Source organism: Carboxylicivirga agarovorans (assembly GCF_050589845.1).
GTDB classification, from domain to species: Bacteria; Bacteroidota; Bacteroidia; order Bacteroidales; family Marinilabiliaceae; genus Carboxylicivirga; species Carboxylicivirga agarovorans.
In genome coordinates this window covers 413664-439117 of the sequence record NZ_JBNGPA010000003.1, presented here as the reverse complement: position 1 = coordinate 439117, position 25454 = coordinate 413664, and the positions used below count along the sequence as shown (strand labels likewise).

Below are 25454 nucleotides of genomic sequence, written 5' to 3'. Positions count from 1 at the left end.
CATAACAAACAAATCAAATGAAGAAAACGATTCTGTTACTGTGCGTCCTGTGCTTGGGCGCCATGATGAGTGAAATGAAAGGGCAGACAGCCACTTTCAAAGCACTTTTCCTTTACAATTTCACTAAAAACATCGAATGGCCGGCTAATGCAGTTGGCAATGAGTTAATCATTACAGTATTGGGTGACGATGAAATTAGTGCTGAGCTGGAAAAGATTGCTAAAGTAAAAAAGGCTGGTAACAAAAGCATTAAGATTGTTACCGTAAAAAGTGTAAAAGATATTACTGATACGCATATTGTGTTTCTTGGGAGTGCAAAAAGTTCGTTGATGAAGACTTTAAGTCACGAACAACAAGGAAAACCTGTATTGCTGGTTGCCGATAAGGGAGGATTATGCAAGCAAGGTGCCGGTATTTCGTTTTTGACGGTTAATGGTAAGCTTCGATATGAAATTTGCCAGCCGGTTATTGAGAAACATAATCTTAAGGTGACACAAAAGGTACTTAGCCTTGGTATTACAGTGCAATAACAAAATGTTTAAAGTCGAAAAAATGTTAAGAATTAAATACATCACAATTTTATTGGTTTCACTTTTTATGGGCATGACTGCTTTAGCTCAGGAAGGTGAAAAATCTTCTTTAACCAAAGAGAAGGTTTTATCAATGACGACAGAAGAGTTAAGTGCCTTGGATCTGGATGATTTAATGGCTGCCATTGATATAGTAGGGGTATCATCACTGGAAGAATTATATGAATTATTGCTAAATAAAGATGTAACATCAGCATCAAAATCAGAAGAGAGCCTTTTTGACTCTCCATTGTCTACCACCGTATTGTCACATGAGCAAATTATAGCATCTGGTGCTACTTCCATTGAGGAGGCTTTGCGATTGGTGCCTGGGCTTATTGTACGCGAAAAAACAAACGGTAATTTCGATGTACACATTCGCGGTAATGATAACCTGCCGGCCAAAAATATGATATTGTATTCTGAGAATATGAATACACTTGTTATGATCAACGGTCGTCCGGTATTTAACTACTCACATGGGGGTACTTTATGGGAAACTTTACCCGTAGGTTTTGAAGATATTGATCGTATTGAAGTGGTGCGTGGCCCTGCCAGTGCACTATATGGTCCTAATGCTTTGTCGGGAGTAATCAATATAATTACGCAAACCATTACTGAAGAGTCACCTCTTGTATCGGGTAATGTGCAGGCAGGATCATTAAATACCTATCTTGGTGATGTTGCTTTTCGTAAGAAATTAAGCGACAAATTTAATGTCGGATTAAGTGCAAATTTCGAAACACGTGACCGTGAGCGCGAAGATCTGTTGGTTTATGACCGTGGAGGAGCCCAGTATTCATTGGATGGAAATCCTGTTGATCCCGGTTATTTTACACGTGATGAAATTAACCGTATGATGAATGGTTCATTACCATTATGGCCTCCTTATGACGTAAATGGTGAAACATACGATATTTATAAATCATTCCCGGATCCGGAAAAGGCTAAAGAGCGCATGGGTGTGAATGGGTACCTGGATTTTATGCCAAATGAAAACACAAGCGTTAATCTGATGGCGGGGCACCAGAACTCACAGGTTGTTACTTCGCTTATGGGTGATGTACCAACTCCCTATACAACTAAAAAAGCAGCTACTTCATATGTTGACTTAAGAGCCAGCTATAAAGGTTTCAACCTTCAGGCTAACTACAATGGTGGTACCATTGATTACATGATGGGTAACGAAGGTTTTGAACTGGATAATCAGCAAATCAATATTCAGGCAGAATATGACTGGCATCTTGGTAAAGTAAGTATTCGCCCGGGTATTAGTTACCAGTCCATGTCATACGATGACACAGACCATATTGCTGAAATAGGCAATGGGTACTTAAACAAAGAGCAGACCATCAATATTTTAGCTGGTAGTGCCCGCTTTGATTACCGTCCGACTGATAAACTGCGTTTGGTTGCAGCCTTACGTGCAGAGAAGTACAATTATCCGGATGATATCTATGCGTCGTGGCAGTTTGTAGGTTCATACAAAATCAACGATAATAATATTTTACGTGCTGTTTATTCGCGTGCTAACCAGTCATCGTTCCTTGTTAATACCTATTCAAATTATACCTGGAATGTGGTGAATATGACCTATCCAAGGATTATGCAATTTGATGGTAATAAAGAGCACGACCTTAAAACAATGGACATGATCGAGGTAGGCTATCGCACACGTCCTGCCAAAAATTTATTTATCGATGTTGAGGCATTCTACACAGTATCTGAAGACTTTGGAGCACTATTGCCTGCCGGTTCATCATTAGCAGTTTACAATCCGCTTGACGTGGCTGCAGGAACAGCCATGCCTGATGTGAATGGTTATGTAAATATACAATATCAGAACCTTGATCTGGTTGCCAAACAAAAGGGTTTAACAGCTTCTGTTGACTGGGTTATTTCTGAAAAACTTGTTGCCAATGGTAACTTTACCATTCAGGAAACCAGGTTAGATAATTATATCCCGTTAAGCCGTAACGATGTGGTAGGTTATCAGGCCGGATTATTAATGGCGGATCCGGATTTAAACACTAAAGTGGGCCAGGCAGTAATGGCTTATGTGGCAGGTGTACAGGATGGAACCATCGACCCTGCGGTGCAGACATATGCTATTGCATCAACAACCAATGCAATACCTGATGTTGAAGAAGATGATTATGAGCACAAGGCAACTCCATCATATTATGGTGCTTTCTCTTTAACATACAGACCAATTGAAAAGCTGGAGATCTTCCCTCAGGCTTATTTCTATGGTGAGCAGGAGTTTGAAAGCCAATATAGTACCGAGAAGATTGATGGTAAATTTCTCCTTAATGCAAAAGTGTCCTATAAGGCATCTGATAAACTGACCTTCTTTGTTAATGGAAGAAACATCCTTAACATGAACGAAAGAGAATTTGCATACATGGATGAAATACCAGGAATGGTGCTTGGAGGATTGAGCTTCAAGTTTTAAGGAAATTTCGTTTCTGCGGAGTTTAATATAACATCTTAATACCTTAAGCCATCTCGTTTACGAGGTGGCTTTTCTGTTTGAAAGGGAGGGTAATACTATTTACTGAAAGGGATTTGTTTCGAAAGGATTGTCATTCAACTGCGTATTGTCCACCTGAGCAGCTCCTTTGGGTTTTCCTCCGGGACCCCAGCCGCCTCCCTGACCATTACCATTGCCTAGTTCTGTACTCATCAGTATAAGTGATGCACATTTGTCGATCTTAACCACAGTTATAGTTGGTTTTGAATATTGCTTCATTCACTAAAATGTATGCTCCCGGGCAAGGCCCGTTTTTTGCTCCCCCTTTTTCAAAGCCACGCAGAACAGGGCTTTTAATGGATTCTTTACGATAATTCCGTCAAATAGTTACTCTATTGCTATAAGTCAGGCTTTTGATAAGAGAATAAGCGACATTTCTTAGCTTTATGCAGATAAGATGAGATATCGGGAGTGATCTGAAAACCTCTGTCCAAAAAACTTCCTTACTTTTTAAATTTCAACTATTTTTGTGCTTCTTATTAAAAACGATAAGATTTAAAGCGTAAATAATTACAGTATAACGACAATAAGATAAATTCGATAATATGGCACAAGAGGACGTTTTTAAAAAACTGGTAGCTCACTGTAAAGAGTACGGTTTTGTTTTTCAATCAAGCGAAATCTATGATGGATTAGGCGCTGTTTACGATTATGCGCAAAATGGAGTTGAGTTAAAAAATAACATCAAAAAGTACTGGTGGGATGCCATGGTGTTGTTGCACGAGAATGTGGTGGGTATCGACTCAGCCATTTTTATGCACCCGACAACCTGGAAAGCCTCAGGACACGTTGATGCTTTTAACGATCCATTGATTGATAACAAAGACAGTAAAAAGCGTTATCGTGCTGATGTGTTGATCGAGGACCTGATCCAAAAGTTCGAAGAAAAGATCAATAAGGAAGTAAAGAAAGCCGAAAAGCGTTTTGGCGAAAGTTTTGATAAGCAACAATTCCTGGAGACAAATCCACGTGTTCTTTCTAATCAAAAGAAAATTGATGAGGTACACACACGATTTGCAAAGGCGTTAAATGATAATGACCTGGAAGATTTACGTCAGATCATTGTTGATTATGAAATAGCCTGTCCTATTTCAGGTACTAAAAACTGGACCGATGTGCGTCAGTTTAACCTGATGTTCTCAACAGAAATGGGATCAACAGCCGATGGAGCACAACGAATTTTCCTTCGACCAGAAACGGCCCAGGGTATTTTCGTCAACTACCTTAATGTGCAAAAGACAGGTCGTATGAAGTTACCGTTTGGTATTGCCCAGATCGGTAAAGCCTTCCGTAATGAGATTGTAGCGCGTCAGTTTATCTTCCGTATGCGTGAATTTGAACAGATGGAGATGCAATTCTTCGTTCGTCCGGGTGAGGAGATGAAGTGGTTTGAATACTGGAAAGATGCCCGTTTACGCTGGCACAAGTCATTGGGTATGGGTGAGGAGAAGTATCGTTACCACGATCATGAAAAGTTAGCTCACTATGCTAATGCTGCTACCGATATCGAGTTTAAGATGCCATTTGGCTTTAAAGAAGTGGAAGGTATTCACTCACGCACCGATTTTGATTTGTCACAGCACCAGGAGTTTTCAGGTAAGAAGATTCAATACTTCGATCCTGAGTTGAATAAAAGCTATGTACCTTACGTGGTTGAGACATCTATTGGTGTTGACAGGATGTTCCTAAGCATTATGGCTGGTGCCTATAATGAGGAAGAAGTAGAGGGAAAAGATGGCAAAAAAGAAACGCGTGTCGTACTGAATTTACCTCCTGTTTTAGCACCAATTAAACTGGCTGTAATGCCATTGGTAAAGAAAGACGGTTTACCAGAGAAAGCACGTGCTATTATTGATGAGTTGAAGTTCGATTTCAACTGTCAGTATGATGAAAAAGACAGTATAGGTAAACGCTATCGTCGTCAGGATGCCATTGGTACTCCTTTCTGTGTAACAGTTGATCACCAGGCTTTGGAAGATGATACAGTGACCATTCGTTATCGCGACACGATGCAGCAGGAGCGTGTTAAAATTGCTGATCTGCAGGGTATCATCAGTAAAAAAGTGAGTATGCGTGAAGCGTTTAAGAATTTGTAATAAACAATTCATATAAAACAGCCCGGTTGAGTCATTCAACCGGGCTGTTTTTTTATAAGCAAATTGCTGCTATTTCTTTTTCTTCTTTGATTTTTGCTCTTCCTTAGCTTTCTCTTCCTCCTGTTTCTTTTTCCATTCCTCTACCGTTGTGTATTTCGGTACATCCGGATCACCATCCCTGTAACCATCTTTAAATTCAGGATATTCTTCATGGCCGCTTCCGGTAACTTCAATGCTTTTGCATGATGCAAAGGTGATAACTAGCAAAAGGAATCCGGCAATACTAACTTTCTTCATAGCAATGGGTTTAGATTGTTTTACCAAATGTAATAAAATCAGCTGGACAATAATAAGGCTTTTTCGTGATCACTTTCAGGTGATGCATGTGAAGATAAAACTCCGTACGTAGGCAACTTTTTTTCCTTACGTATGGAAAATAAACTCCTTACGTAAGGAAATTTTACGCCGTACGCAAGGAAAATGAGTCCCTTGAGTAGGGTTTCAATATTCAGTAAGACAGGCATATAGAATTTCCTGCTTGTCGAGTTACATTTGCACATGAAACTTCTCAGGAAACTGGGAAGGTATGATGTCAGTTTCTTCGTTCATCAGTTGTCTTAAATCACGTTCAATACCTCTGGCAATGGTGGAAATAGGCACGTCATTGGCCGATCCTTCAAAGGGATTCTCACCAACTGTTCCTATGCGCATCATGGTATGAAATATCCAGGAAACAACGCCGCAAAAGGGTACTGCTAACCACACAAACCAGGTGTCAGCAAGGGGAAAATGTACCTGAACGTTTTGAGCGATGGATTCAAATTCAGAAACCAAAGCCAGGGGTAACATCAGCAGGAACAGCCATACGAAGTGATGAGACAGGGTTGCATACTGGCGGGGATACGGAAAATTTTTAATGCGCTCAGACTTTCCTTGCAGATCAAACATCTCGCTTAGCTTCTCTTCAAGGTTCAGAAAGGCAAATTCCCAGATGATCTTTTTTTCTTTAAGATCTTTCAAATGGTTGGACTGTAAGTAAAGTAAGGCGGCTGCTTTATTGTCTTTACTCATTACATAACTGTGCTCTTCAGGGCTCAGGTAAAGCAAAAGGTCATCATTGAGAGATGTTACCCGCTCAGGAATATAGGCTATGCGTGACCATTCGCGATTGGTTCTGTGTTTTTCGAAAACCTCCCATTTTTTAGTTTGTCGCATGGCGTGTCGCAAGGCCGTTAACCAGGCTATATGTCGGTATACCAATTGTTGTTTGTGCTTGTCGATCTCGTCATCAGCCATCGGTTCTTTAGCATGTTCGTTGCTTAACATGGCTTGTATCATCATGCCCCAACTACGTGATGTATTTACTATACCACCCCATATTTTTCGCGCTTCCCATATACGTCCGTAAGCTGCGTTATTCTGAAAACCGACTATAAAAGCGACAGCAGTACCAACTAGTGCTATGGCTGTCCAGGGCATATCAATAAAAACAAAGCCAATTACCTCGTATAAAAATGTAATTAGAAAGGCATAAACAACAAAGAATAAGGACTCACCCCTTGTCCAGAGGATCATATCTTTCAGTGAGTAACGTGTTTTTGTAAGCATCAATTATGTTTTTCGGTTACATAATCAAGTAACAAACATTTGATTAAGATGTTGACTACGATTACAGAGAATGGATTTTCCGGCTTTCACTACTCACTAAAACACAGTTCGTGTAACATCCTTTCAAATTCCGCAAATGGCTTTGCTTTTAAAATCAATTGTTCCTTTGATACCGGGTGTAATAAGTTCAGTTGTTGTGCATGTAATAACATGGTGTTCATGTTCCAGCGCTCGTTAAACAATCGGTTTTGCTTGTTACAACCATGCGGCCGGTCGCCAATAATTGGGTGTCGCAGGTGGTTCAGATGCTTCCGGATCTGGTGCATGCGGCCCGTCTTCGGATATGCCTCAATCAGTGAATAACGTGATGTGCTGAACTTTCCAAAGGGAATGGCCAGCTCACTCCGTTTTATTGTTTTAAAATGGGTAATAGCATCCTGTGTTTTCCCCCTGTCATTGGTAAGAGCATAGTCCACTTCAATAGAATCAGGAAAGTAACCCCGAACAATGGCGATGTAGATTTTTTGAGTGCCCGGATCTTCAAATATGGTTTTTAGTTTAGCTGCTATCCTGCTGTTTAAAGCAAATACCAGGATGCCTGCCGTTTTTCTGTCAAGCCGGTGTACCGGATATACGGTTTTACCTATCTGGTCGCGTACCTTTTGCAAAGCAAACTCCTCAGCATCGGCAGCAATCGGACTACGATGTACCAATAGACCATGTGGCTTGTTAATGGCTACCATATACTTATCCTGGTAAATGATTTCGAGCATACACAGATTTTTTGCAAAGGTAGGTGAATGTAATTGGTCCTGGTTATGAACTGCTATTTTTTATGTATTGGATAATGATAATTCTTTAGCATAGATGCAACATTGTTGCATCTATGCTGTTAACCTTTAGAATATGACGATATGTTATAAATGCTATACACATTATCAGATGCATAACACTCCATCTGACATATTAAATAAAGAGTTGGTATATAGACAGTTAAGTAGTTTAAAAATATTGAATAATTAAACAATAAATAAGAAGATAAAAGTATGATTAACACAAGTTTGAAGACTCTAAGTTTTGACTCTATTGGGATGGCCAGTTCTACTTTATGCCTGGTTCATTGTTTGATTACTCCATTTATATTCATTGCTCAGGCATGTGCAGCCAGCTGTTGCGAAACCGCTCCAGTGTGGTGGAGGGCTGTTGATTTTATATTCCTTGCCATTTCTTTTATGGCGGTTTATTTTTCAGCAAAAAAAACACCTAAGAAATGGATGGGCTATGCTTTCTATGCATTGTTTATCATATTATCAACTTTAATTATAAATGAATATGTGGTGATATATAGTCTATCAAAAGTGCCTTTGTATGCTGCCGCAATTTTATTAGCTGGGTTACATTTCTACAATAGAAGTCTCAGCAAATGCTCAAATGAATGTTGTGATGCATAAACTTTGAAATTGTTATGTTCTTATTGACTTCGTTAAAGTAAGATGGATTGATGAAATAGATACGCATCCTATTTATAGTCTTGCACGCTTTTTAGTGAGTAATTTGTTAAGCCGGTATTGGAAACAATTAACAGGCTGATATTAGCTTTTTCGTAATCCAATAACATTACGTATTTTCACATGCTAAATAATAAACACATTACCATGTTCGACAAGATGAAAGGCTATCTGCCTTATTTAGGAGCACTATTGTTATTTATTGTTCTCAGTTTTGTTTATTTCTCACCGGTTCTGGAAGGTAAAAAATTGCCTCAACTCGATAACACACATGCGAAAGCCATGTCGAAAGAGCTGAAGGATTATGAGGAGCAAACAGGCGAAAAAGCCATGTGGACTAACTCGATGTTTGGTGGAATGCCCGCCTACCAGATCAAAGGCGATTCATCGAAAAACATTTTCAGCTATCTGAATAAAGCAACACGATTAGGTTTACCATACGAAACAGTAGCTATCGTTTTCCTATACATGCTGGGTTTTTACCTGCTTTTGCTAAGCATGAAAGTTGATCACTGGCTCAGTGTTATTGGTGCCATTGCCTTTGCCTTTGGCTCCTATAACCTCATAATCATAATAGCCGGACACATTACAAAAACTTATGCCATTGCTTTAATGGCTCCTGTTGTAGCCGGTGTTTTATTTGCCTATAACCGAAACCGGTTTATTGGCGGTGTGATTACGGCTGTAGCACTGGGAATGGAGATTGCTTATAACCATGTGCAAATAACCTATTACCTGGCCTTCATGGTTGGTTTCATTGTTATCTCACGCTTGATTTATGCGATTAAAGAAAAGGCAGTTAAACCATTTGCTCAAACAACGGGTATCTTGGTTATTGCAGCCATGCTGGCTGTACTGCCCAATATCACTAACCTCTGGACTACCTACGAATATGGTAAATATTCCATTCGTGGCGCTTCCGAGTTAAGTTCCAAAGAAGGCCAAAAAGAACATTCGGGCTTAGATGTGGATTATGCCTTTGGCTGGAGTTATGGAACGCACGAAACGCTAACGCTCTTAATACCCAATGTGGTGGGAGGTGAATCGGCTGCACTGGCTAGCTCCGAGGAGGCCATGAAACAGGTTGATCCGCGATTAAAAGAATACGTAGGCCAGTCGAGTCAGTATTGGGGAGGCCGAATCTTTACCAGTGGACCTGTATATGCAGGTGCCTTGATTTGTTTTCTGTTTTTTATTGGTGCCTTTTATTACAAAGGCAAAGAACGTTGGTGGTTGATCGGTATTACTGTATTCTCAATCATACTGGCATGGGGTAAGCACTTCCCGGGCTTTAATTATTTCATGTTCTATAATTTCCCACTTTACAATAAATTCCGTACTGTGGAAATGGCATTGGTGCTGGCCTCGATGGCAATGCCTGTGCTCGGGTTTTTGGGTTTAAAAACACTGTTGGATAAGCCGGAGGTGTTAAAAAAAGACAGTAAGTGGTTTGCCATTGCTTTTGCCCTGACGGGTGGGATGAGTTTAATTCTGGCCTTAATCCCAACATCATTTTACAGCTTTTTATCTCCTATGGAAGCCGAACAAATCGGCGGAATGATAAGACAAGGTGGTGAAAATGCACAAATGTATCAGTTGCTCGAGGATAATTTAATTGCAGCGCGACAGGTACTCTTAACTTCCGACGCCTGGCGATCGTTTGTATTTATCCTTTTAGGGTCGGCTTCTATCTGGTTTTATACCCAGGGGAAGCTGCAAAAGCGATACCTGATGTGGGGACTTGCCTTAATCGTATTTATTGATCTGTGGGGCGTATCGAAGCGCTACCTCAATAACGATGATTTTGTCACTAAGTCAAGAGAGCGTCAGGAGTTGGCTCAGTCAAATGCTGATAAAGCCATTTTAAAAGACAAGGACCTTTATTACCGTGTTTTTCCTATATATCGTGATCCGTTTAAGGATGGATTTACTCCTTACTGGCATAAGTCGGTAGGCGGTTTCCACGGGGCTAAATTGCGTCGCTATCAGGATGTGGCAGATCATTACCTGATGAACGACTGGCAGGAGTTAATGCGCACATTACAAACAGCCCAGACGCCTGGTGAATTGGAAGAGGTCATGGAAGATATGCCTGTGCTTAATATGATGAATACCAAGTATATCATTTTTAACCCTGGAGCCAGTCCAATTTTTAATCCATCATATATGGGCAATGCCTGGTTTGTTAAGAGTATAAAAGAAGTGGCTAACCCCGATGAAGAAATAGCTGCATTGGGCACAACCAACCTTAAAACAACGGCAGTGGTTGAAAATAGCTTTATTGACAAGGTGCAGGGCTATTCAGTTGATTCGATCATGGGGCAGATTCAGTTAAGCACGTATGCACCTGATCAGTTGATATTTGAAGCCGAGACGCCACAGGAGCAATTGGCTGTATTTAGCGACATTTATTATGACAAAGGATGGAAAGCCTATATTGATGGTGAAGAAGCAGAAATAATACGTGCCAATTATCTGTTGCGCGGTGTTATGATTCCGGCCGGGCGTCATGATATTGAGTTCAGGTTTGAGCCAAAGTCATTTTCAACGGGACAGCTTCTGGCAACCATTAGTTCAATAATCATCCTGTTGCTTATTATAGCTGCAGCTTTTGTATCGCGAAAGAAAAAACAGATCAATATTAAAAAGTAAAGGTCTGTTCGAAATATAAGTTTCACGCAAAGTGCACAAAGTATTTGATGTTATTTTCAATACTTTGCGCACTTTGCGTTTTTTTTACTTTGTCAGTAAAATCTTTCTATTAGATGCCCTCATTGTTGCGCGATATAACTGTTAAACAGCCTTAAAACAGCCATTATTCGTTGACGTAACAGGCTTATGGTTGTATCTTCTGCGTATGGCAAAAGCGAGTAAAATATTGTACTGGACACCAAGGCTTATCTATATAACAACTGTAGCTTTTATTTCCTTGTTTGCTTTAGATGCATTTGATTCCTCATTTAGCACATGGCATCAGATCCGTAATTTTATTATGCATATGATCCCATCTTTTACTTTGCTGGTTTTCTTAATCTATGTTTGGCGAAAAGAATTGACCGGTGGCAGTATTCTGATTATAATAGGTTTGGCATTATCTGTTTTAGTTTTTCGTCATAACTTCAGGATGAATCAATCAGTTATCAAAAGCCTTATTCCTGTTTTGCTGTTAACACTTCCTTTTTGTATAACCGGTATTTTATTCATCATCGATTTCTTTCATCGTAAGAAGCAGCGTAACATCTTACATTAACTTCTTTCCTGTTAAGAACCTGCAGGCTTGCATTCTTTTCAGGCAGTAGGGTTTGTCCGTAGCATATTTTGTTACTTTTGTATTAAGCTATAGTAAATGATGCAGAAAGAACAAGATAAAACGAAAAACAAGCAATTTTTATTGGATCAACGATATTTAGCCATGGCTCGTATTTGGGCGCAAAACTCCTATTGCGTGCGTCGTCAGGTTGGTGCTATTATTGTGAAAGATAAAATGATTATCAGCGATGGCTATAATGGAACACCTTCCGGGTTTGAAAATGAGTGCGAGGATTGTAATAATAAAACCAAGCCTTATGTCTTGCATGCTGAGGCAAATGCCATTACTAAAGTAGCCCGTTCCAATAACAGTTCAGATAATTCGACTCTATACGTGACAGCTTCTCCTTGTATTGAATGTTCGAAACTGATTATTCAGGCAGGAATTAAGCGCGTTGTATTCGCCGAAAAATACCATAATACCGAGGGTCTCGACTTATTAACAAGGGCTAATATTGAAGTTGTTCACATCGAAGATGAACTCATTAAGGTAGAAGACGGTTTAATAATAGGAAACACACAACAATAGATCTTTCATCGAAAAAACAGCAGCACATGTCAAATACACGTAAGCAGATTTTCACTCCATTTCTCTATGCCCTTTTGGTGGCATTAGGTGTTTTTATAGGTCGTAATTTCATAAAAGCTCCTGGTCCGGGAGGCAGTAATTCTTTAATGATCTATCCACAGGCCAACAATAAGCTGGATGGAATATTGACCTTGATAGAAGACGAATATGTTGATACCATTGACCGTTTGGGTATTGAGGAAAAGATCATCCCTGAAATATTAAAAGACCTTGATCCACACAGTGTTTATATTCCCGCTGAGGATCTAAATAAGGTAAATGAAGAACTGCAAGGCAATTTCGGAGGAATTGGGGTTCAGTTCAGCATGCAAAATGATACGGTAATGGTTATTCAGGTTATTCAGGGAGGACCATCCGAAAAAGTAGGTTTGTTGCCTGGAGACCGCATTGTTGCAGTTGATGATTCGATTATTGCGGGTAAAAATATTGCCACTACCGATGTTATGAAGAAGTTGCGCGGCGAAATGGGAACCGATGTTAAGGTAGGCATACTGCGCCGACCAAATAAGGACCTGATAGATTTTAATATAACACGTGGCAGTATTCCCATTCATAGTGTTGAAGTGAGCTATATGGTGAATGCAACAACAGGCTATATTAAAGTTGATAAGTTTGCTCAAAATACCTATCAGGAGTTTTTAACCGCTCTGGCTAAATTGAAGGCTAATAATTGCCAGGAGGTCATTATCGATTTCCGTGGTAACTCTGGAGGCCTGTTAGATGCAGCCATCCGATTGTGTAATGAGTTTCTGCCAGCCAAGGATCTGATTGTCTATACCGAAGGTAAGGCTCAAAAGCGCCACAATGTGCATGCCAATGGAGCAGGTACTTGTCAGGATACAAAAGTTATCGTGTTGATCGATGAATTCTCTGCATCAGCCAGTGAAATATTCGCCGGAGCGATTCAGGATAATGACAGAGGAATGGTTATCGGCCGTCGTTCTTTTGGGAAAGGTCTGGTACAGCAACAGATTGGTTTGTCTGATGGTTCTGCACTGCGATTAACCGTTGCCCGTTACCATACTCCTAGTGGTCGTTTTATTCAGAAACCATATGAAAATGGTACCGATGACTATTACGAAGATATTTATAACCGTTATGAACACGGAGAATTCTTTAATCAGGACAGCATTGAGTTTGATGATGAACTAAAATATACCACTAAAAACGGGCGGACTGTATATGGAGGTGGAGGTATTATGCCCGACATATTTGTGCCCCGCGATACATCCATGATGACAGACTATTTCTATAAACTAAGAATGAATGGAATTGTCTACCGTTACGCTTTACAGTATACCGATAATAACCGGGCAGAGCTTGAAAAGTTTAACACCGCAGAGGACATAGAAAAGTACCTTGAAAGAAAGGCTATACTTTCAGACTTCCTTCGATTTGCAAAAGACAAAGGGGTTGAGTATAACAGGGAAGAATATCGAATATCGAAGCAATTGATTGAGATTGAATTAAAAGCCTATATCGCCCGAAATATAATTGATAATGAAGGTTTTTATCCGATTCTTCATCAGGTTGATGATATTTTCCAGAGAGCAGTTGAAGAAGCCGCGAAGATGAGAAGCTGAAGTAATACTGATATCAGATAATTTAAGGATCGCATCTTTAGTGGAACTCACTACAAGGGATGCGATCTTTTTTTGGGCTGTTTGACACTATTTATGTCATTCTGTCAATAAATTAGCCTGAAACAGGAATACTTGACAGAACGTTCATGGGCTATTAACTTTTGCACGATAATTGACGTACTAGTCTTATATTTGATTAAAATTTATTTGCTATGCTATTAGGTCTTATAAAAACCATATTTTTTCTAATCACATTTTATTACCTGTTTAAAATTATCGGACGCCTGGTTTTACCCTATCTCATGAAAAAGGGCGTTGAACGTATGCAACAGCAACAACAAAACGCTGCGACAAATTATCAACGACATGCTCAGCAAAAAGAGGGAGAGGTTACTGTTCAGAAAAATGCTCAAAAGAAATCTTCAAATGTTGTTGATCAGAATGAGGGAGAATATGTAGATTTTGAGGAGGTGAAATAATATTTCCGATAAGTTTTATGTGAGATCAAAATCTATCGCCATGAAGAAAATATCCACACTTTTCCCCTTATTATTTCTGCTGCTACCTCAGTGACTGCCAAAGTAGGAAGTATTCCTGGTTATGAGGTATTGATCGAGCTCCAATCATCCAAAAGGACTCGCAAAATCCATATAGGATATTAAAACTAAGTTCAGAAAACCTTCGTGTACAAAGCAATTGGTTAAAAACTGTAATGATTTGCGTGTTAATTCATTAAGGCGTGGAAGCACAGGTTTTTGGCATAAAAATTGTTAAATTAGGTTTAATTATATAAACCAAACCTATTTTTATGAAAACAGTTGTTTTAATCAGTGCCCTGATATTATGGTCCTCTCTTGCCATTTCTCAAGAGATTATAAGCATGCAATTTGAGGAACTATGGTGGAACTTTAAGAATGAAGAAATCATTGATGGAGTTCAATATTTAAACTACGAGGGTTCTCCTTACATTTATGAATCAGATGCTGCCTCTGTCTTTCTTGATGAAAGAAAGAAAATTGAGGGATTAACCATGCGCTACAATGTTTATAATGATTTGATGGAAATCAAGAAAGGAGAGAAGTTTTATAATGTTCCAAGAGAGAGGATCGTGCCTAAAATTAAGTTAGATGAGCATTTGTTTTTTCTTATGCCATATAAGATGTCAAAAGTTAAAGACATTGGATATTTTGAATGCCTACTCGATAATGATGAGAAATGCAGCTTGTTTCTAAAGCATCGGATTTTATTAACAGAGGAAGAGGTGCCAAAACCCTTTCAGGAAGCCAGACCACCTGAATTTAAAAATCAGACGCCAATATCTTATGTTACATTTGGTGAGGATTATTTAATGCCTGTTCTAAATAAAAAGGACTTTATTGAGATGATTCCCGATAACCATACTGAAATAGCTCAATACATGAAGAAGAACAAAATTAAATTTCGAAATCCTGAAAGCGTTAAGCAACTGATAGAATATTATAATTCTCTTTAGTAAACCGCATTGCAATGAAAGCTTAAAATCAATTTACTTAATAAATGCTCGTATGGACTTTTCTGTTCCATTAACTAACAGGTAAAACAATTTTAGTTCCACCTTAATATATGCCATACTAGTTATGAGATAGTGATCAAACTATACACTTAAGTTCCTATGTGAGAAAGATTAACCCTATTTAATAATCCGTTGATATTAACAGGTAGCCGTTTATGCGATTGTCTTTCATGACTATACATATGCTAATTGAACTGGTTAATCGGGTCTGGAAGTTTATAGTGACATTTGCTTTATCAGATCATCCTTTCTCAATATTGATATGATAAAGATGCCAAAAGCATCAGTTAATTCATCTAAAAAAGGAGCAGGAGAGTGAATAAGTTCGTTTAATGACTGTAAATTATTACTTTAGATTATATATACCTATTTATGAGAAAATTAATATCACTTACTATTTTGTCGGTTTTCGGCTTTTTAGCTAACGCTCAAGAGTATTCAAACAATTATATCGGTTCGCCAGAGTTCAATAATTTTTGGGATGACCTAAAGTATCGAAAACAAATTGAGGGAGAAAAGGAACTAGAGTATGAAGGTAATCCATACCTGTTTGAAACTGAAAATGCGAAGTTGCGATTAAATACAGGTCAGGAAGTTAAGAACCTTACCTTACGTTATAATGTGTATAATGATCAGATGGAAATTAAAAAAGATCAAAGCTATTACCTTATTCCCAAGGAGAAGGTATTTTCACATTTAATCCTTGATGAACATCATTTTCACCTTAAAGTATTTAAGATAAACAATAAGAAACGAACAGGTTATTTCGAGTCTATTGTTAGCGATTCTCTCTGTAGCTTGTATGTAAAGCATAATGTTTTTTTGAAAGAAGCAAGTGAACCCAAGCCATACCAGGACGCGAAACTTCCAACTTTTGTGAGTAAGCCATACGACTTGTTTATAACTTTTAATGATGGACTATTGCTACCAATAAAGAACAAGAAAGATTTTCTTGAATTAGTTCCTAAGCATCAAAAAGAGTTAACGGCTTTTATAAAAAAGAATAATACGAAGTTTAAGAAGTCAGAAAGTGTAAGGCAACTGGTTGAGTATTATAATTCGCTTTAAGCGATTCTTTCTTAACCCCCATAGTGTAGATGAATAGAAAACAGAAGGAATAAATACAAATTCATATTTATTCCTTCTGCTGGTATATGTTTTTAGTTACTTATAGCTCTGGTAAATTGCTGTTTCCCACCAACTATTGGTAAATCTATAGTTGTTTGATCAAGATCAATTGTCAGCTCTGTGCCAGGTTCAGGCCAGATGGTATATTCCCGGTCACTTGAGAAAATCATCAATCCAATTTGTTGACCTTTGGGAATAATCTGGTCATCAGGCATTAACTCAAAGCTTAATTCGTAGAATTTGTTTGGTTTCAGGGGCGTGCCTTTACGTATTGAGCGGTAATTCTGCGGATCGGCCCATCCCCTGGTAATAATATTATCATTGATCTTAGCATCCGGCTTTTCATTCCAGGGCAAAGAAACCAGCCATACTGAAAGGTTAGCGGCAGGTTTGGAACAGGCCAGTCTGATCGTTATTTTGGGTACGCCCGAAATATGAACATCATCTGATAATACAGGGGTGCAGTATATTAAGCGATGATCTGTTATCTCAGCCATAGCCAGACTTGAGCCTGAAAACGAGTAATTATCAACCAGGGTTTCAGACGAATTAGTCTCTGCTTGTTCCATAGAAAGCTTTCCTCTGCCGGGTGCTCCGGCTGTTGGAAAAAGGCTTACTACTTCAGCTTCAGGATTGGGATAATCTTCATAAGCGCTTGGGTTTGATTCCTTGTCATTTTCTCTCACGATCCATGCCTTCGGATCATTCTCAACACCATTTTCAATCCCATGCAGATATCTGGTAAACCAGCGGTTCATCATACGCATTGGAGGTGGTCCTCCATGACCTTTCTGATGGTAGTAGATCTGGCAGGGCAGACCCATCTCTTTTGCTGCTTTATAGATTCGATAACTATGCTCAGGCATCACATTCCAGTCGTTAAAGCCATGTGACATTAGTAGTGCGGCTTTCATAGGTTTCATATCATTGAGATAATCACGGCCGGCCCAGAAATCATTATAGTCACCTGAACGCCTGTCCATACCTTCTTTCATTTCCTTGTCACGAACTGTGGCATTATTATAGGCTCTTTTTGCCTCATCGCCACTATGAATAAAATCGTACAATACATCAATATCTTCTCCTAAATAACCGCCAGGTGAACGTACCAGTCCGTTTGAACGATAGTAATGGTAATACGATGTATTAGGTGCAATTGGAATTATGGCTTTCAAACCCTCAACCCCGGTAGTTGCTGCAGCTAAAGGAATAGTTCCGTTATATGAGGTGCCTGTCATTCCCACCTTGCCCGTTGACCAATAGGCTTCAATTGTTTCATCGCCGTCAATAGTCGTGTAACCCGGTATACGCTTGCATAACCAGTCAATAACAGCTTTGGGTGCAAGTGATTCGTTGTCTCCGCCAATAGTTGGTGCTCCCTGTGATAAACCGGTACCGGGAGAAGAAGAATGCACAACTATATAACCGCGTGGTACCCACGTTCTGATATGAGAGTTGGATATGATTGGTCGCTTACCAGTTCGTGTAACTTGTGGGTGTTGACGCTCTTTTTCAGGTAGTTCTCCCAACTCATGCCTGACATCCCATAAACCACCATCGTCGCTTGCCACACCCGCGAAATAGGGACTTGAAATATACACAACGGGTAGCTTCAGGTTTTCAGTTTCCGTCTGTTTAGGTCTGGTGACTGCTACGTGCATCCTGTCGGGCTTACCATCACCATCGGTGTCAAATTCCGTTTCAACCCATAGGTCATGTCTTATCCATTCATCAGGATCGCTAAAAGCCTCAATGATTTGAGCCTCACCATCTTTAAAAACAGGAACTGCATTTTCTGCCTCCTGCGCTATACTTAGCTGGATAAAAGCAACCAAACATATCAATAATGAAAGGAAAGAATTTTTCTTCATCATAAGAAGTAGGTATTTGAGTTATAAACTTGTTTACTAGTGAGTAAATATAGTTATAACTATAAAACTTCTACTTCTTCTTTTTCTTTGCGCGTTTCTTTTTAATGGCAAGGTAATCGGCTTCATCGTCCTCGGCCTGGCGCATCAGTGTTTTCCAGTCGGCATGCGTTTCTGTTGAGAAGTCTATTGTGTCAGCATACTCTTCGTGGTCTATATCGGTAATATCGATGGGGTAGCCGGTGTATTCTTCAATTGCTGACAGCAATTCCTTTTCCTCTTCACTGCAAAAGGCAATAGCTGTACCCTTTTGCTTACCGCGACCTGTTCGGCCAACACGGTGAACATAGTTCTCGGGTTGCTCGGGCAGGTCGTAGTTAACCACGATGTCCACATTCGGAATATCAATTCCCCGGGCACTGACATCTGTAGCAATAAGCAGTTTGATCTCACCGGTCTTAAATTGTTTCATGACCTGGTCGCGCTCATCCTGTGTTTTGTCACTGTGAATGGTAACCGCTTCAACATTTACCCGCTCCATGGCTTTTAGTACCCTTTCGCAGCGTACTTTAGTCCGCGCAAAGGCTAGTATCTTTTTATCAGGATTACTGCGTAATACACGCTCTAAAAAGAAGCGTTTATCATCCATTTTAATAAAGGCTACGGAATGCTCAATGTTTTTGGCAACAGGGTTTTTGGGTGAGATCTGTATGCGGATAGGGCGACGAACCAGTGAGTAGGCCAGTTTCTTAATCTTCTTATCAATGGTTGCCGAAAAGAACAAGGTCTGGCGTCTTTTGGGCAGGTATTTGATTAAATCCTGTATGTCCTTATAGAAGCCCAGATCAAGCATATGATCTGCTTCATCAAGAACTAATATTTCAGCATTATAAACTTTAACAACGCCCTGGTTGATGTAGTCAAATAAACGTCCGGGTGTAGCCACCAATACATCGGTTCCTTTTTTCAGGCGTTCAACCTGTTCTGTTTGATCAACACCCCCGTAGATAGCAGTGAATTTTAAAGACGTGTTCTTACCAATCTGCTTGAACACATCCGTGATCTGCTTGGCCAGTTCATGGGTGGGAACCATCACGATACAACGCACTCCTGCATCACGGTTTTTACGTTTGGTCTGAAGCAGTTGAAGAATAGGTATAACAAAAGCAGCCGACTTACCGGTTCCGGTTTGTGCAATAGCCAGTACATCTTCTTTTTCCAAAATGGCAGGAATAGCTTTAAACTGAATATCAGTAGGGCGCTTGTATCCTAACTGGTCAATGCTTTTGGTAATCTTCTCGCTTAAGCCAAACTCTTCAAACTTCATCGTGTATCAATTTTCGGCAAAGATACGATAATAAGTAAGAATTTAGTTATCAGCATTTGTAAGCGCAGTAAGAATGGAGAATAATTCCGCGGGTAGCACAGGCATCTTACGAATTTCTTCTTTAATTACTCTATTTTCTCTGTCGTTAAATAATTTGCAGTTAGTAGTTCAGAACCGGATAAGCATTTTTTTTCATTATCATTGTCGCTGTTTTTAACTTAAAACTTAACAATGATTTACAATAGCCATATTCATACCTTTAAAGATGCTGATATTCCGAGAGGTTTTTTGCCGCTTGGGCTGGTTCGTATACTGTCAACCAAGCCCGGGTTTAAATTGATCTCCCGCGTATTGAATAATATTAATCCATTTTCTGATAATGATGCCTTTGACCGTTATGTGAAGTTTGTTGAGATAGGCCGTCTGGGAACGCAGGAAGATATTTTTAAAGAATGTCAGAGGTTTTATCCCCGAAACAGCAGGTTTGGCGTACTGGCAATGGATATGGCTTATATGGGAGCCGGAAGAGTGCCGCGTGACTATGCTGATCAGTTGAAGGAGTTAGGTAAACTGGGTCAGAAACACCCTGAGGTGATCCCGTTCGTTCATATTGACCCGCGCAGAGAAGATTATATGTCAGTTTTGAAAAAATGTGTTGAGGAGTGGGGCTTTAGGGGCGTTAAAGTATATCCGCCCCTGGGCTACTTTCCTTATGATGAGCGCATGTACCCGGTTTATGAATACTGCCAGAAACATGAGTTGCCCGTTATTACACATTGCAGTCCTTTTAATCCGGTGCATTTTAAAGGTAAAAAGAAAGAGCTGAAAAAGTTGTTGCAAAAGTCGCGCGATAAGATCGATACCCGCGGTATGAGCCGGAAAGTTATGTGTTCGCAGTTTACCAATCCCTTAAACTGGGAACATGTTATGGCCGATTTTCCTGATCTCAAAATTTGCCTGGGGCATTTTGGTTCATCGCATTACTGGAAAGAATTTCTGGATAATCCGGGCAATGAAGCTAACTGGTTTTTAATCATTAAAGGGATGATTGAGAAGTATCCGAATTTATACTCTGATATTTCCTTTACTTTAAATGAGCAAGAGTTTTTCCCCATGCTTAAGGTTTTGCTGCAGGACACCGCGCTTAAACCTAAGGTGCTGTTTGGTTCTGATTATTACATGGTCGAGACAGAAGCGACAGAGCGGCGTTTCAGCATCGATTTAAGGGCTTATCTTGGTGAAGATGATTTTATGACCATTGCCAAAGATAATCCTGAACGGTTCTTTCATACGAAGATGAAGTAACACCTTGCTTTGCTCGTTTTGTATTTGTAAGTTGCCATTATGAGAGGTGCGGATGATAAACAGGCGAGTGTTGAGGTATTTTCGGGTACCCTATGGGAAGCAGAGATGATACGCTCATTGCTTGAAGCGGCACATATTTCTAATTTTATGAAAAACTGCTTGCTGAATGTTAATCTTTACGAACCCATTCAATCAGAAGGGGCCAAAGTTATTATATTGGAAAAAGACGAACAGGAAGCGCGTAAGATCGTAGCTGAATATTTAAATAACCAAAATAAATGAATGTATGAACACAATGGTTTTAATGGCCGGGATATTGGCTGGATTAGCAACACTAGGGCATTTCACTGCCGGAACAAAAATGTATCTCAAACCTTTTCTGGCCAGTGATCTGGATCTTATTCCAAAAAATGTTATTCTCTCTGTTTTTCATTATATATCAGTTTACCAGATATTGTCATCAATGGTTTTGATCATGGTTGGTATCAATTTTGATAATTGCATGTATGATCCAACCATGGTTCTGAATTTTATCGCTTTAAACTATGCCTTTTTTGCAGGAGTACAGATCATTATAAGCCTGTCTTCATCGGTTAAAGGAGGTTTGTTCAAAATGTTTCAGTGGATATTCTGGGTGTTGATCGCTGTGTTTATCTTCCTAAGATAGAAGTAAAAGGATATGAGAATATGTGGAAGACCTGACAGGTTTCAAAAACCTGTCAGGTCTGTCATGTGTGCTACACCATAAGTTTTTACTGCAATAACGATAAAAAGGGTTTAAACCTTAGCTTATAACAAAAAAAACAGACTGCTCAAGGGTTCAGAGCAGCCTGTAAAAAATCAAGTTAAACTGATTTAAAGGGTATCTTAAGAAACAACTTTATTGGCAGTTATCCATTCGTTGTAGGCACCATCATATACTTTTACATTCTTGTAACCAAGTTTGGTTGTCATAATGGTATATAATAATCCGGCACGTGTACTTGTCTGGCAATAAAGTATCACTTCCTTATCTTTTGTTACACCTTTAGATGTAAATATTTTATTCAATTCTTCGGCTGATTTCAGTAAGCCTTTATCATCGCGCATAAGGTCAGAGCTAATGCTGACAGCACCTTCGATATGCCCTTTACTTTTAGGATCAGAGCCATTGAAATAGGTGTCTTTGCGGGCATCAACCAATACCACATTGCCATTTGATTTTTTATCTTTAACATCAGCCATGTTAAGGTAAGTCGACTTATCTAATGTAGCCGTAACAGTTGTTTTCTTAGGCATCTTCGGCATGCGTGTTACTGGCTTACGGGCTGCTTTCCATGCATCAAGGTTACCATCCAGCAGTTTGACGTTGGAAGCACCCATCATTTTCATGATCCAGTACATACGTCCGGCATTAGATCCTTTGTTGCAATACAGTACGATTTCTTTGTTGAAATCAACACCGTGTGCTCCCATAATTTTACACAACTCGGCATCGCTCTTTAAAATGCCTTCAACAGGTGCTTTGCTTGATAGCTCTTCCACTGGGAAATTGATGGCATTTCGGATATGCACCTTCTTGTATTCAGTATCTTTGCGTGCGTCAATGATGATCACATCTTTGCTGTTAATCTTAGAGGCCAGTTCTTTAACCGAAATAAAATCTCCTTGTGCAGCTGCTCCCAGGGTATAAATAACAAGCGCTGCTATTATACTTAATCTCTTCATCGTCTTTGTTTTTATCGATTAAAATCTTACTTGTAATTGCAGGTAAAGACCATCATCTTTCACTTCAGTCGGCTCTTCAGCTCTGTACAGGTAGTTAACCTGCAGGCGAGTCCAGTCATTGAAGAAATAGTTGACACCAAATGTCATAATGTCTTCACGATAGTCATCAATACCAGCATCAAAAAATTCATATTTAAATACAGGTTGAATATTGAATTGAGTCATGTACATGGCTTGCACGTAGGCGCCCTTGCGCTCGTCGCCAATAGGTAACAGTTCGCCACCACAACCACCACCAAGTGATCGGTCTACAGCACCTTCGTCATAAATATATTCACCCAGTAACTTAAAGTTACCCAGGTTGAATTCACCTTCAAGAGCATAGGAAGTACGCTCTTCTCCTTCGTCGGCCAAAGGATAAGCTTTACGGTAACTACCACCAACATACAAGGCATCGATAGGGTGCAATATTACACGGCCAACAAAGTCCTTTTTATTGTTATTTTCATGATTTAATGTTCCTACACCATTCATAAAGGCTACGCGGTATTGCAGGAATGTTTCGCGGTTACCACCAAGGATCATAAGACCCATATCACGCTGAGGTACGATAAACTGATCAACAGCACGTGAACGGAAGATGGTGTGAAGACCACTACATGCCGTACCACCCAAATCCATACTGAATGGATTCTTAAATGATCCGACAGATATTTTTGCCCATTCCCAACGATTGTATGAAATAAAGGCATCTAATAAATAAGCGCTTCCATTACCACTGATCATCGGGCTCATTTCCATCAATACATAGTATGAAAAGTCGTAAGGGATATTACCGGTAGCACCCAGGCGTGCTCTTCTGAAATTGAATGCGCTTTCAGCCTCATCTTTAAACTGATAATTATATTCGGTTTGCAGGTAACCAAACATTTTGATCATCTGATCATCATCAGCAGGCTCTTCGCATCCCTGTGCACTTGCTTTGCCGGGTAGCAATAGCAAAGCTGCAAACGCCAAAAGGAATATATGTTTCATCATAATAACTTGATTTTAGATGTGTGAAAGAAGCCGCTTTATGCAAGCGGCTTATCTTTATTGTTGATTATTGTACTATGTCTAAATTCTTTGAATTAGAGTCGCCTCCCCACTGATTTACTGTCCAGCTGTCTTCGCTGTTGAATAACTTATTCATACCAAAAGTCAAGCTGTAAGCATCGTAACCCAATACGTTCAGGTAAGCAGTAATAACAGCTGAAGTTTGACCAGTATAGCAGTATGTTATAATGTCTTTAGACGGATCCAGGTTAGTCATTGAAGATACACTTGACGAAGAAGGGTTGATCAATAATTCATGTAAACGGTAAGCACCATCGATGTGACCAAATGCACCATAATCAGTTGTACTGAAATAGTTATTGATGTAGTAATTAGATGGTGAATTCAATACATCACCCGCTTTTGCAGTTTTGAAACCCTGAGCTAAAACATACTCAACACGCTCCTTAAGGATAGCCTCGCCAGTAATAGCTGTTGTCATAAATTCAGGAATATCATACACGCTTGGTGTTGGAGGAGTTGCATTATAGCTCCAGTTGTCATGTCCGTCAGCCAGGTTATCAGTTTGAGTCGACCAGCTATCAGTTGAAGCATTCCAGCCACTCATACCCCACTTAAGAGCCTGTGCATCATGGTAACCATACAAGCGCAATAATGAAGTAGCATAACAAGCCGTTTGACCAGTGTAACAAACAACCAGGATAGGTTTAGTTGCACTTGCAGCCTCTGTTAGAATATTCGGAAGTGCTACATTTACAGCGCCTTCAATATGACCTGCATTATAAGCATCTGTACTGCGAATATCAATAACGTGTTTGCCGCTCACATTACCATCGGCAGGAGCTCCCATTACAAATTTCTGACCATCGGTATTTTTAATAACGTGGTTTAAGTCCATGTCAATGGCAACCAGGTGATCCATTAATACTTTAGAAGGATTAACAGCTGGTGCTTCATCACTACTGTCATCTTTACAACCTGTAAATAACATTGCACTAATGGCAAGCATTAAAAATGAATAACGAAATAGATTTTTCATAACTAGAAAGGATTTAATAATTAATAACTGTTTTTTTATATATCGGACTATTGTGTCTTAAATCATGCGTTTGTTACTGGTAGGCAGTCAGGACTTAACAGCCGCCACCATCATCATGCTTGGCAGGTCCCCCGGCTAACATCTCAAGGTTTTTATCGCAGTATTCAGGGTAAGTCAACTCCCAGTTCTTCCAGCCGCCATCGAGCACCAATACTTTTTGATAACCCATTGACATGAGTGTTTCAGCTGTTAAAGTGGAGCGCTTGCCTTTTTTACAATACAGCACAAGCGTTTCTTTCTTTTCGGGCATGTACAGTCCTTCTGTCTCCCAAAAGGCTTCAGTGGCAATGTTGAATTCGATACTTCCACGCGGGATATTAACCGAACCGGGGATGAAACCATGGTAATACTCATTGCTCTGGCGAACATCTATCACATTAAATATCTCCTCGGTTTCCATTATTTGCATTAATTCTGCCGGTGTAACGGTAGTTACAACTTCATTTGCCTGCTCAACCATCATATCAACTGTCAGATTAGTTGGTCTCGTCTGGCAACTTATCATTGCCATAACACATGCTGTATATATTATTAGCTTTTTCATATGTCTGTAATTTTATTTTCAATAGGCTCGAGAACCCGCCAATTGCATAATGGACTTTTATAAATCGCTCTAT

Annotated in this window: 24 protein-coding genes; 14 read left to right on the top strand and 10 right to left on the bottom strand. The window is 39.6% G+C overall.

What is annotated here, in order from left to right:
* The first annotated feature begins 17 nt into the window (after positions 1-17).
* Together ACRD69_RS05760 and ACRD69_RS05755 are read left to right on the top strand one after the other, a co-directional pair.
* Positions 18-530 carry a YfiR family protein gene (locus tag ACRD69_RS05760; protein WP_430814118.1) on the top strand — a complete coding sequence of 171 codons (513 nt, stop codon included), beginning with the start codon at positions 18-20 and terminating at the stop codon, positions 528-530.
* Positions 531-552: 22 nt separating this feature from the next.
* Complete coding sequence (locus tag ACRD69_RS05755; RefSeq protein ID WP_430814117.1) at positions 553-3024, top strand: TonB-dependent receptor plug domain-containing protein; 2472 nt, start codon at positions 553-555, stop codon at positions 3022-3024.
* Positions 3025-3123: 99 nt separating this feature from the next.
* On the opposite strand, the gene ACRD69_RS05750 is transcribed toward ACRD69_RS05755, so the two are convergent.
* Positions 3124-3321 (bottom strand): hypothetical protein, encoded by a 198-nt coding sequence (locus tag ACRD69_RS05750; protein ID WP_430814116.1) that lies wholly within the window; start codon positions 3319-3321, stop codon positions 3124-3126.
* Between the two features lie 326 nt (positions 3322-3647).
* Between ACRD69_RS05750 and ACRD69_RS05745 the strand changes: the two genes are divergently transcribed.
* Positions 3648-5198 carry a glycine--tRNA ligase gene (locus ACRD69_RS05745; RefSeq protein ID WP_430814115.1) on the top strand — a complete coding sequence of 517 codons (1551 nt, stop codon included), beginning with the start codon at positions 3648-3650 and terminating at the stop codon, positions 5196-5198.
* Positions 5199-5267: 69 nt separating this feature from the next.
* On the opposite strand, the gene ACRD69_RS05740 is transcribed toward ACRD69_RS05745, so the two are convergent.
* The 3 genes from ACRD69_RS05740 to ACRD69_RS05730 form a co-directional block, all read right to left on the bottom strand.
* Positions 5268-5495: a hypothetical protein gene (locus tag ACRD69_RS05740; protein WP_430814114.1), complete on the bottom strand. Its 228-nt coding sequence runs from the start codon at positions 5493-5495 to the stop codon at positions 5268-5270.
* Between the two features lie 249 nt (positions 5496-5744).
* Positions 5745-6806 (bottom strand): bestrophin family protein, encoded by a 1062-nt coding sequence (locus tag ACRD69_RS05735; RefSeq protein WP_430814113.1) that lies wholly within the window; start codon positions 6804-6806, stop codon positions 5745-5747.
* 89 nt (positions 6807-6895) lie between these two features.
* Positions 6896-7579, bottom strand: coding sequence for a pseudouridine synthase (locus ACRD69_RS05730; protein ID WP_430814112.1), 684 nt, complete (start codon positions 7577-7579; stop codon positions 6896-6898).
* Between the two features lie 273 nt (positions 7580-7852).
* Between ACRD69_RS05730 and ACRD69_RS05725 the strand changes: the two genes are divergently transcribed.
* From ACRD69_RS05725 to ACRD69_RS05690, 8 genes are all read left to right on the top strand, one after another.
* Positions 7853-8257 carry a MerC domain-containing protein gene (locus tag ACRD69_RS05725; RefSeq protein WP_430814111.1) on the top strand — a complete coding sequence of 135 codons (405 nt, stop codon included), beginning with the start codon at positions 7853-7855 and terminating at the stop codon, positions 8255-8257.
* 180 nt (positions 8258-8437) lie between these two features.
* Complete coding sequence (locus ACRD69_RS05720) at positions 8438-10966, top strand: YfhO family protein (RefSeq protein ID WP_430814110.1); 2529 nt, start codon at positions 8438-8440, stop codon at positions 10964-10966.
* Between the two features lie 205 nt (positions 10967-11171).
* Positions 11172-11564 (top strand): DUF7670 domain-containing protein, encoded by a 393-nt coding sequence (locus tag ACRD69_RS05715; protein WP_430814109.1) that lies wholly within the window; start codon positions 11172-11174, stop codon positions 11562-11564.
* Between the two features lie 96 nt (positions 11565-11660).
* On the top strand, positions 11661-12152 hold the full coding sequence (locus ACRD69_RS05710) for a deoxycytidylate deaminase (protein WP_430814108.1): 492 nt from the start codon (positions 11661-11663) through the stop codon (positions 12150-12152).
* Between the two features lie 26 nt (positions 12153-12178).
* Positions 12179-13795 (top strand): S41 family peptidase, encoded by a 1617-nt coding sequence (locus tag ACRD69_RS05705; protein WP_430814107.1) that lies wholly within the window; start codon positions 12179-12181, stop codon positions 13793-13795.
* A gap of 212 nt (positions 13796-14007) precedes the next feature.
* Positions 14008-14274: a DUF4834 family protein gene (locus tag ACRD69_RS05700; RefSeq protein WP_430814106.1), complete on the top strand. Its 267-nt coding sequence runs from the start codon at positions 14008-14010 to the stop codon at positions 14272-14274.
* 329 nt (positions 14275-14603) lie between these two features.
* Complete coding sequence (locus ACRD69_RS05695; RefSeq protein WP_430814105.1) at positions 14604-15287, top strand: hypothetical protein; 684 nt, start codon at positions 14604-14606, stop codon at positions 15285-15287.
* Between the two features lie 432 nt (positions 15288-15719).
* Positions 15720-16415, top strand: coding sequence for a hypothetical protein (locus ACRD69_RS05690; protein WP_430814104.1), 696 nt, complete (start codon positions 15720-15722; stop codon positions 16413-16415).
* A 92-nt stretch (positions 16416-16507) separates the two neighbouring features.
* On the opposite strand, the gene ACRD69_RS05685 is transcribed toward ACRD69_RS05690, so the two are convergent.
* Together ACRD69_RS05685 and ACRD69_RS05680 are read right to left on the bottom strand one after the other, a co-directional pair.
* On the bottom strand, positions 16508-18349 hold the full coding sequence (locus ACRD69_RS05685; RefSeq protein WP_430814103.1) for a Xaa-Pro dipeptidyl-peptidase: 1842 nt from the start codon (positions 18347-18349) through the stop codon (positions 16508-16510).
* Positions 18350-18416: 67 nt separating this feature from the next.
* Complete coding sequence (locus tag ACRD69_RS05680; RefSeq protein WP_430814102.1) at positions 18417-19670, bottom strand: DEAD/DEAH box helicase; 1254 nt, start codon at positions 19668-19670, stop codon at positions 18417-18419.
* Between the two features lie 231 nt (positions 19671-19901).
* Here ACRD69_RS05680 and ACRD69_RS05675 point away from each other — a divergent pair, with 231 nt between their 5' ends.
* From ACRD69_RS05675 to ACRD69_RS05665, 3 genes are read left to right on the top strand one after another with little or no spacing between them, the layout of a single operon-like run.
* The gene (locus ACRD69_RS05675; RefSeq protein WP_430814101.1) at positions 19902-20975 is read left to right on the top strand and encodes an amidohydrolase family protein; all 1074 of its coding nucleotides are present in this window, start codon (positions 19902-19904) and stop codon (positions 20973-20975) included.
* 39 nt (positions 20976-21014) lie between these two features.
* On the top strand, positions 21015-21257 hold the full coding sequence (locus ACRD69_RS05670; protein WP_430814100.1) for a DUF2007-related protein: 243 nt from the start codon (positions 21015-21017) through the stop codon (positions 21255-21257).
* A gap of 4 nt (positions 21258-21261) precedes the next feature.
* The gene (locus tag ACRD69_RS05665; RefSeq protein WP_430814099.1) at positions 21262-21642 is read left to right on the top strand and encodes a hypothetical protein; all 381 of its coding nucleotides are present in this window, start codon (positions 21262-21264) and stop codon (positions 21640-21642) included.
* Positions 21643-21842: 200 nt separating this feature from the next.
* Here the strand turns inward: ACRD69_RS05665 and ACRD69_RS05660 are convergent, their stop codons facing one another.
* From ACRD69_RS05660 to ACRD69_RS05645, 4 genes are all read right to left on the bottom strand, one after another.
* Positions 21843-22682 (bottom strand): sulfurtransferase, encoded by an 840-nt coding sequence (locus ACRD69_RS05660; RefSeq protein ID WP_430814098.1) that lies wholly within the window; start codon positions 22680-22682, stop codon positions 21843-21845.
* Positions 22683-22700: 18 nt separating this feature from the next.
* Positions 22701-23720, bottom strand: coding sequence for a porin (locus ACRD69_RS05655; RefSeq protein WP_430814097.1), 1020 nt, complete (start codon positions 23718-23720; stop codon positions 22701-22703).
* 64 nt (positions 23721-23784) lie between these two features.
* Positions 23785-24777: a rhodanese-like domain-containing protein gene (locus tag ACRD69_RS05650; RefSeq protein WP_430814096.1), complete on the bottom strand. Its 993-nt coding sequence runs from the start codon at positions 24775-24777 to the stop codon at positions 23785-23787.
* A 94-nt stretch (positions 24778-24871) separates the two neighbouring features.
* Positions 24872-25381 (bottom strand): rhodanese-like domain-containing protein, encoded by a 510-nt coding sequence (locus tag ACRD69_RS05645; protein WP_430814095.1) that lies wholly within the window; start codon positions 25379-25381, stop codon positions 24872-24874.
* Positions 25382-25454 lie beyond the last annotated feature (73 nt).

Coding starts and splice junctions, on each gene's coding strand:
- ACRD69_RS05760 (WP_430814118.1), top strand. CDS start 18: ATGAAGAAAACGATTCTGTTACTGTGCGTCCTGTGCTTGGGCGCCATG.
- ACRD69_RS05755 (WP_430814117.1), top strand. CDS start 553: ATGTTAAGAATTAAATACATCACAATTTTATTGGTTTCACTTTTTATG.
- ACRD69_RS05750 (WP_430814116.1), bottom strand. CDS start 3,321: ATGAAGCAATATTCAAAACCAACTATAACTGTGGTTAAGATCGACAAA.
- ACRD69_RS05745 (WP_430814115.1), top strand. CDS start 3,648: ATGGCACAAGAGGACGTTTTTAAAAAACTGGTAGCTCACTGTAAAGAG.
- ACRD69_RS05740 (WP_430814114.1), bottom strand. CDS start 5,495: ATGAAGAAAGTTAGTATTGCCGGATTCCTTTTGCTAGTTATCACCTTT.
- ACRD69_RS05735 (WP_430814113.1), bottom strand. CDS start 6,806: ATGCTTACAAAAACACGTTACTCACTGAAAGATATGATCCTCTGGACA.
- ACRD69_RS05730 (WP_430814112.1), bottom strand. CDS start 7,579: ATGCTCGAAATCATTTACCAGGATAAGTATATGGTAGCCATTAACAAG.
- ACRD69_RS05725 (WP_430814111.1), top strand. CDS start 7,853: ATGATTAACACAAGTTTGAAGACTCTAAGTTTTGACTCTATTGGGATG.
- ACRD69_RS05720 (WP_430814110.1), top strand. CDS start 8,438: ATGCTAAATAATAAACACATTACCATGTTCGACAAGATGAAAGGCTAT.
- ACRD69_RS05715 (WP_430814109.1), top strand. CDS start 11,172: ATGGCAAAAGCGAGTAAAATATTGTACTGGACACCAAGGCTTATCTAT.
- ACRD69_RS05710 (WP_430814108.1), top strand. CDS start 11,661: ATGATGCAGAAAGAACAAGATAAAACGAAAAACAAGCAATTTTTATTG.
- ACRD69_RS05705 (WP_430814107.1), top strand. CDS start 12,179: ATGTCAAATACACGTAAGCAGATTTTCACTCCATTTCTCTATGCCCTT.
- ACRD69_RS05700 (WP_430814106.1), top strand. CDS start 14,008: ATGCTATTAGGTCTTATAAAAACCATATTTTTTCTAATCACATTTTAT.
- ACRD69_RS05695 (WP_430814105.1), top strand. CDS start 14,604: ATGAAAACAGTTGTTTTAATCAGTGCCCTGATATTATGGTCCTCTCTT.
- ACRD69_RS05690 (WP_430814104.1), top strand. CDS start 15,720: ATGAGAAAATTAATATCACTTACTATTTTGTCGGTTTTCGGCTTTTTA.
- ACRD69_RS05685 (WP_430814103.1), bottom strand. CDS start 18,349: ATGATGAAGAAAAATTCTTTCCTTTCATTATTGATATGTTTGGTTGCT.
- ACRD69_RS05680 (WP_430814102.1), bottom strand. CDS start 19,670: ATGAAGTTTGAAGAGTTTGGCTTAAGCGAGAAGATTACCAAAAGCATT.
- ACRD69_RS05675 (WP_430814101.1), top strand. CDS start 19,902: ATGATTTACAATAGCCATATTCATACCTTTAAAGATGCTGATATTCCG.
- ACRD69_RS05670 (WP_430814100.1), top strand. CDS start 21,015: ATGAGAGGTGCGGATGATAAACAGGCGAGTGTTGAGGTATTTTCGGGT.
- ACRD69_RS05665 (WP_430814099.1), top strand. CDS start 21,262: ATGAACACAATGGTTTTAATGGCCGGGATATTGGCTGGATTAGCAACA.
- ACRD69_RS05660 (WP_430814098.1), bottom strand. CDS start 22,682: ATGAAGAGATTAAGTATAATAGCAGCGCTTGTTATTTATACCCTGGGA.
- ACRD69_RS05655 (WP_430814097.1), bottom strand. CDS start 23,720: ATGATGAAACATATATTCCTTTTGGCGTTTGCAGCTTTGCTATTGCTA.
- ACRD69_RS05650 (WP_430814096.1), bottom strand. CDS start 24,777: ATGAAAAATCTATTTCGTTATTCATTTTTAATGCTTGCCATTAGTGCA.
- ACRD69_RS05645 (WP_430814095.1), bottom strand. CDS start 25,381: ATGAAAAAGCTAATAATATATACAGCATGTGTTATGGCAATGATAAGT.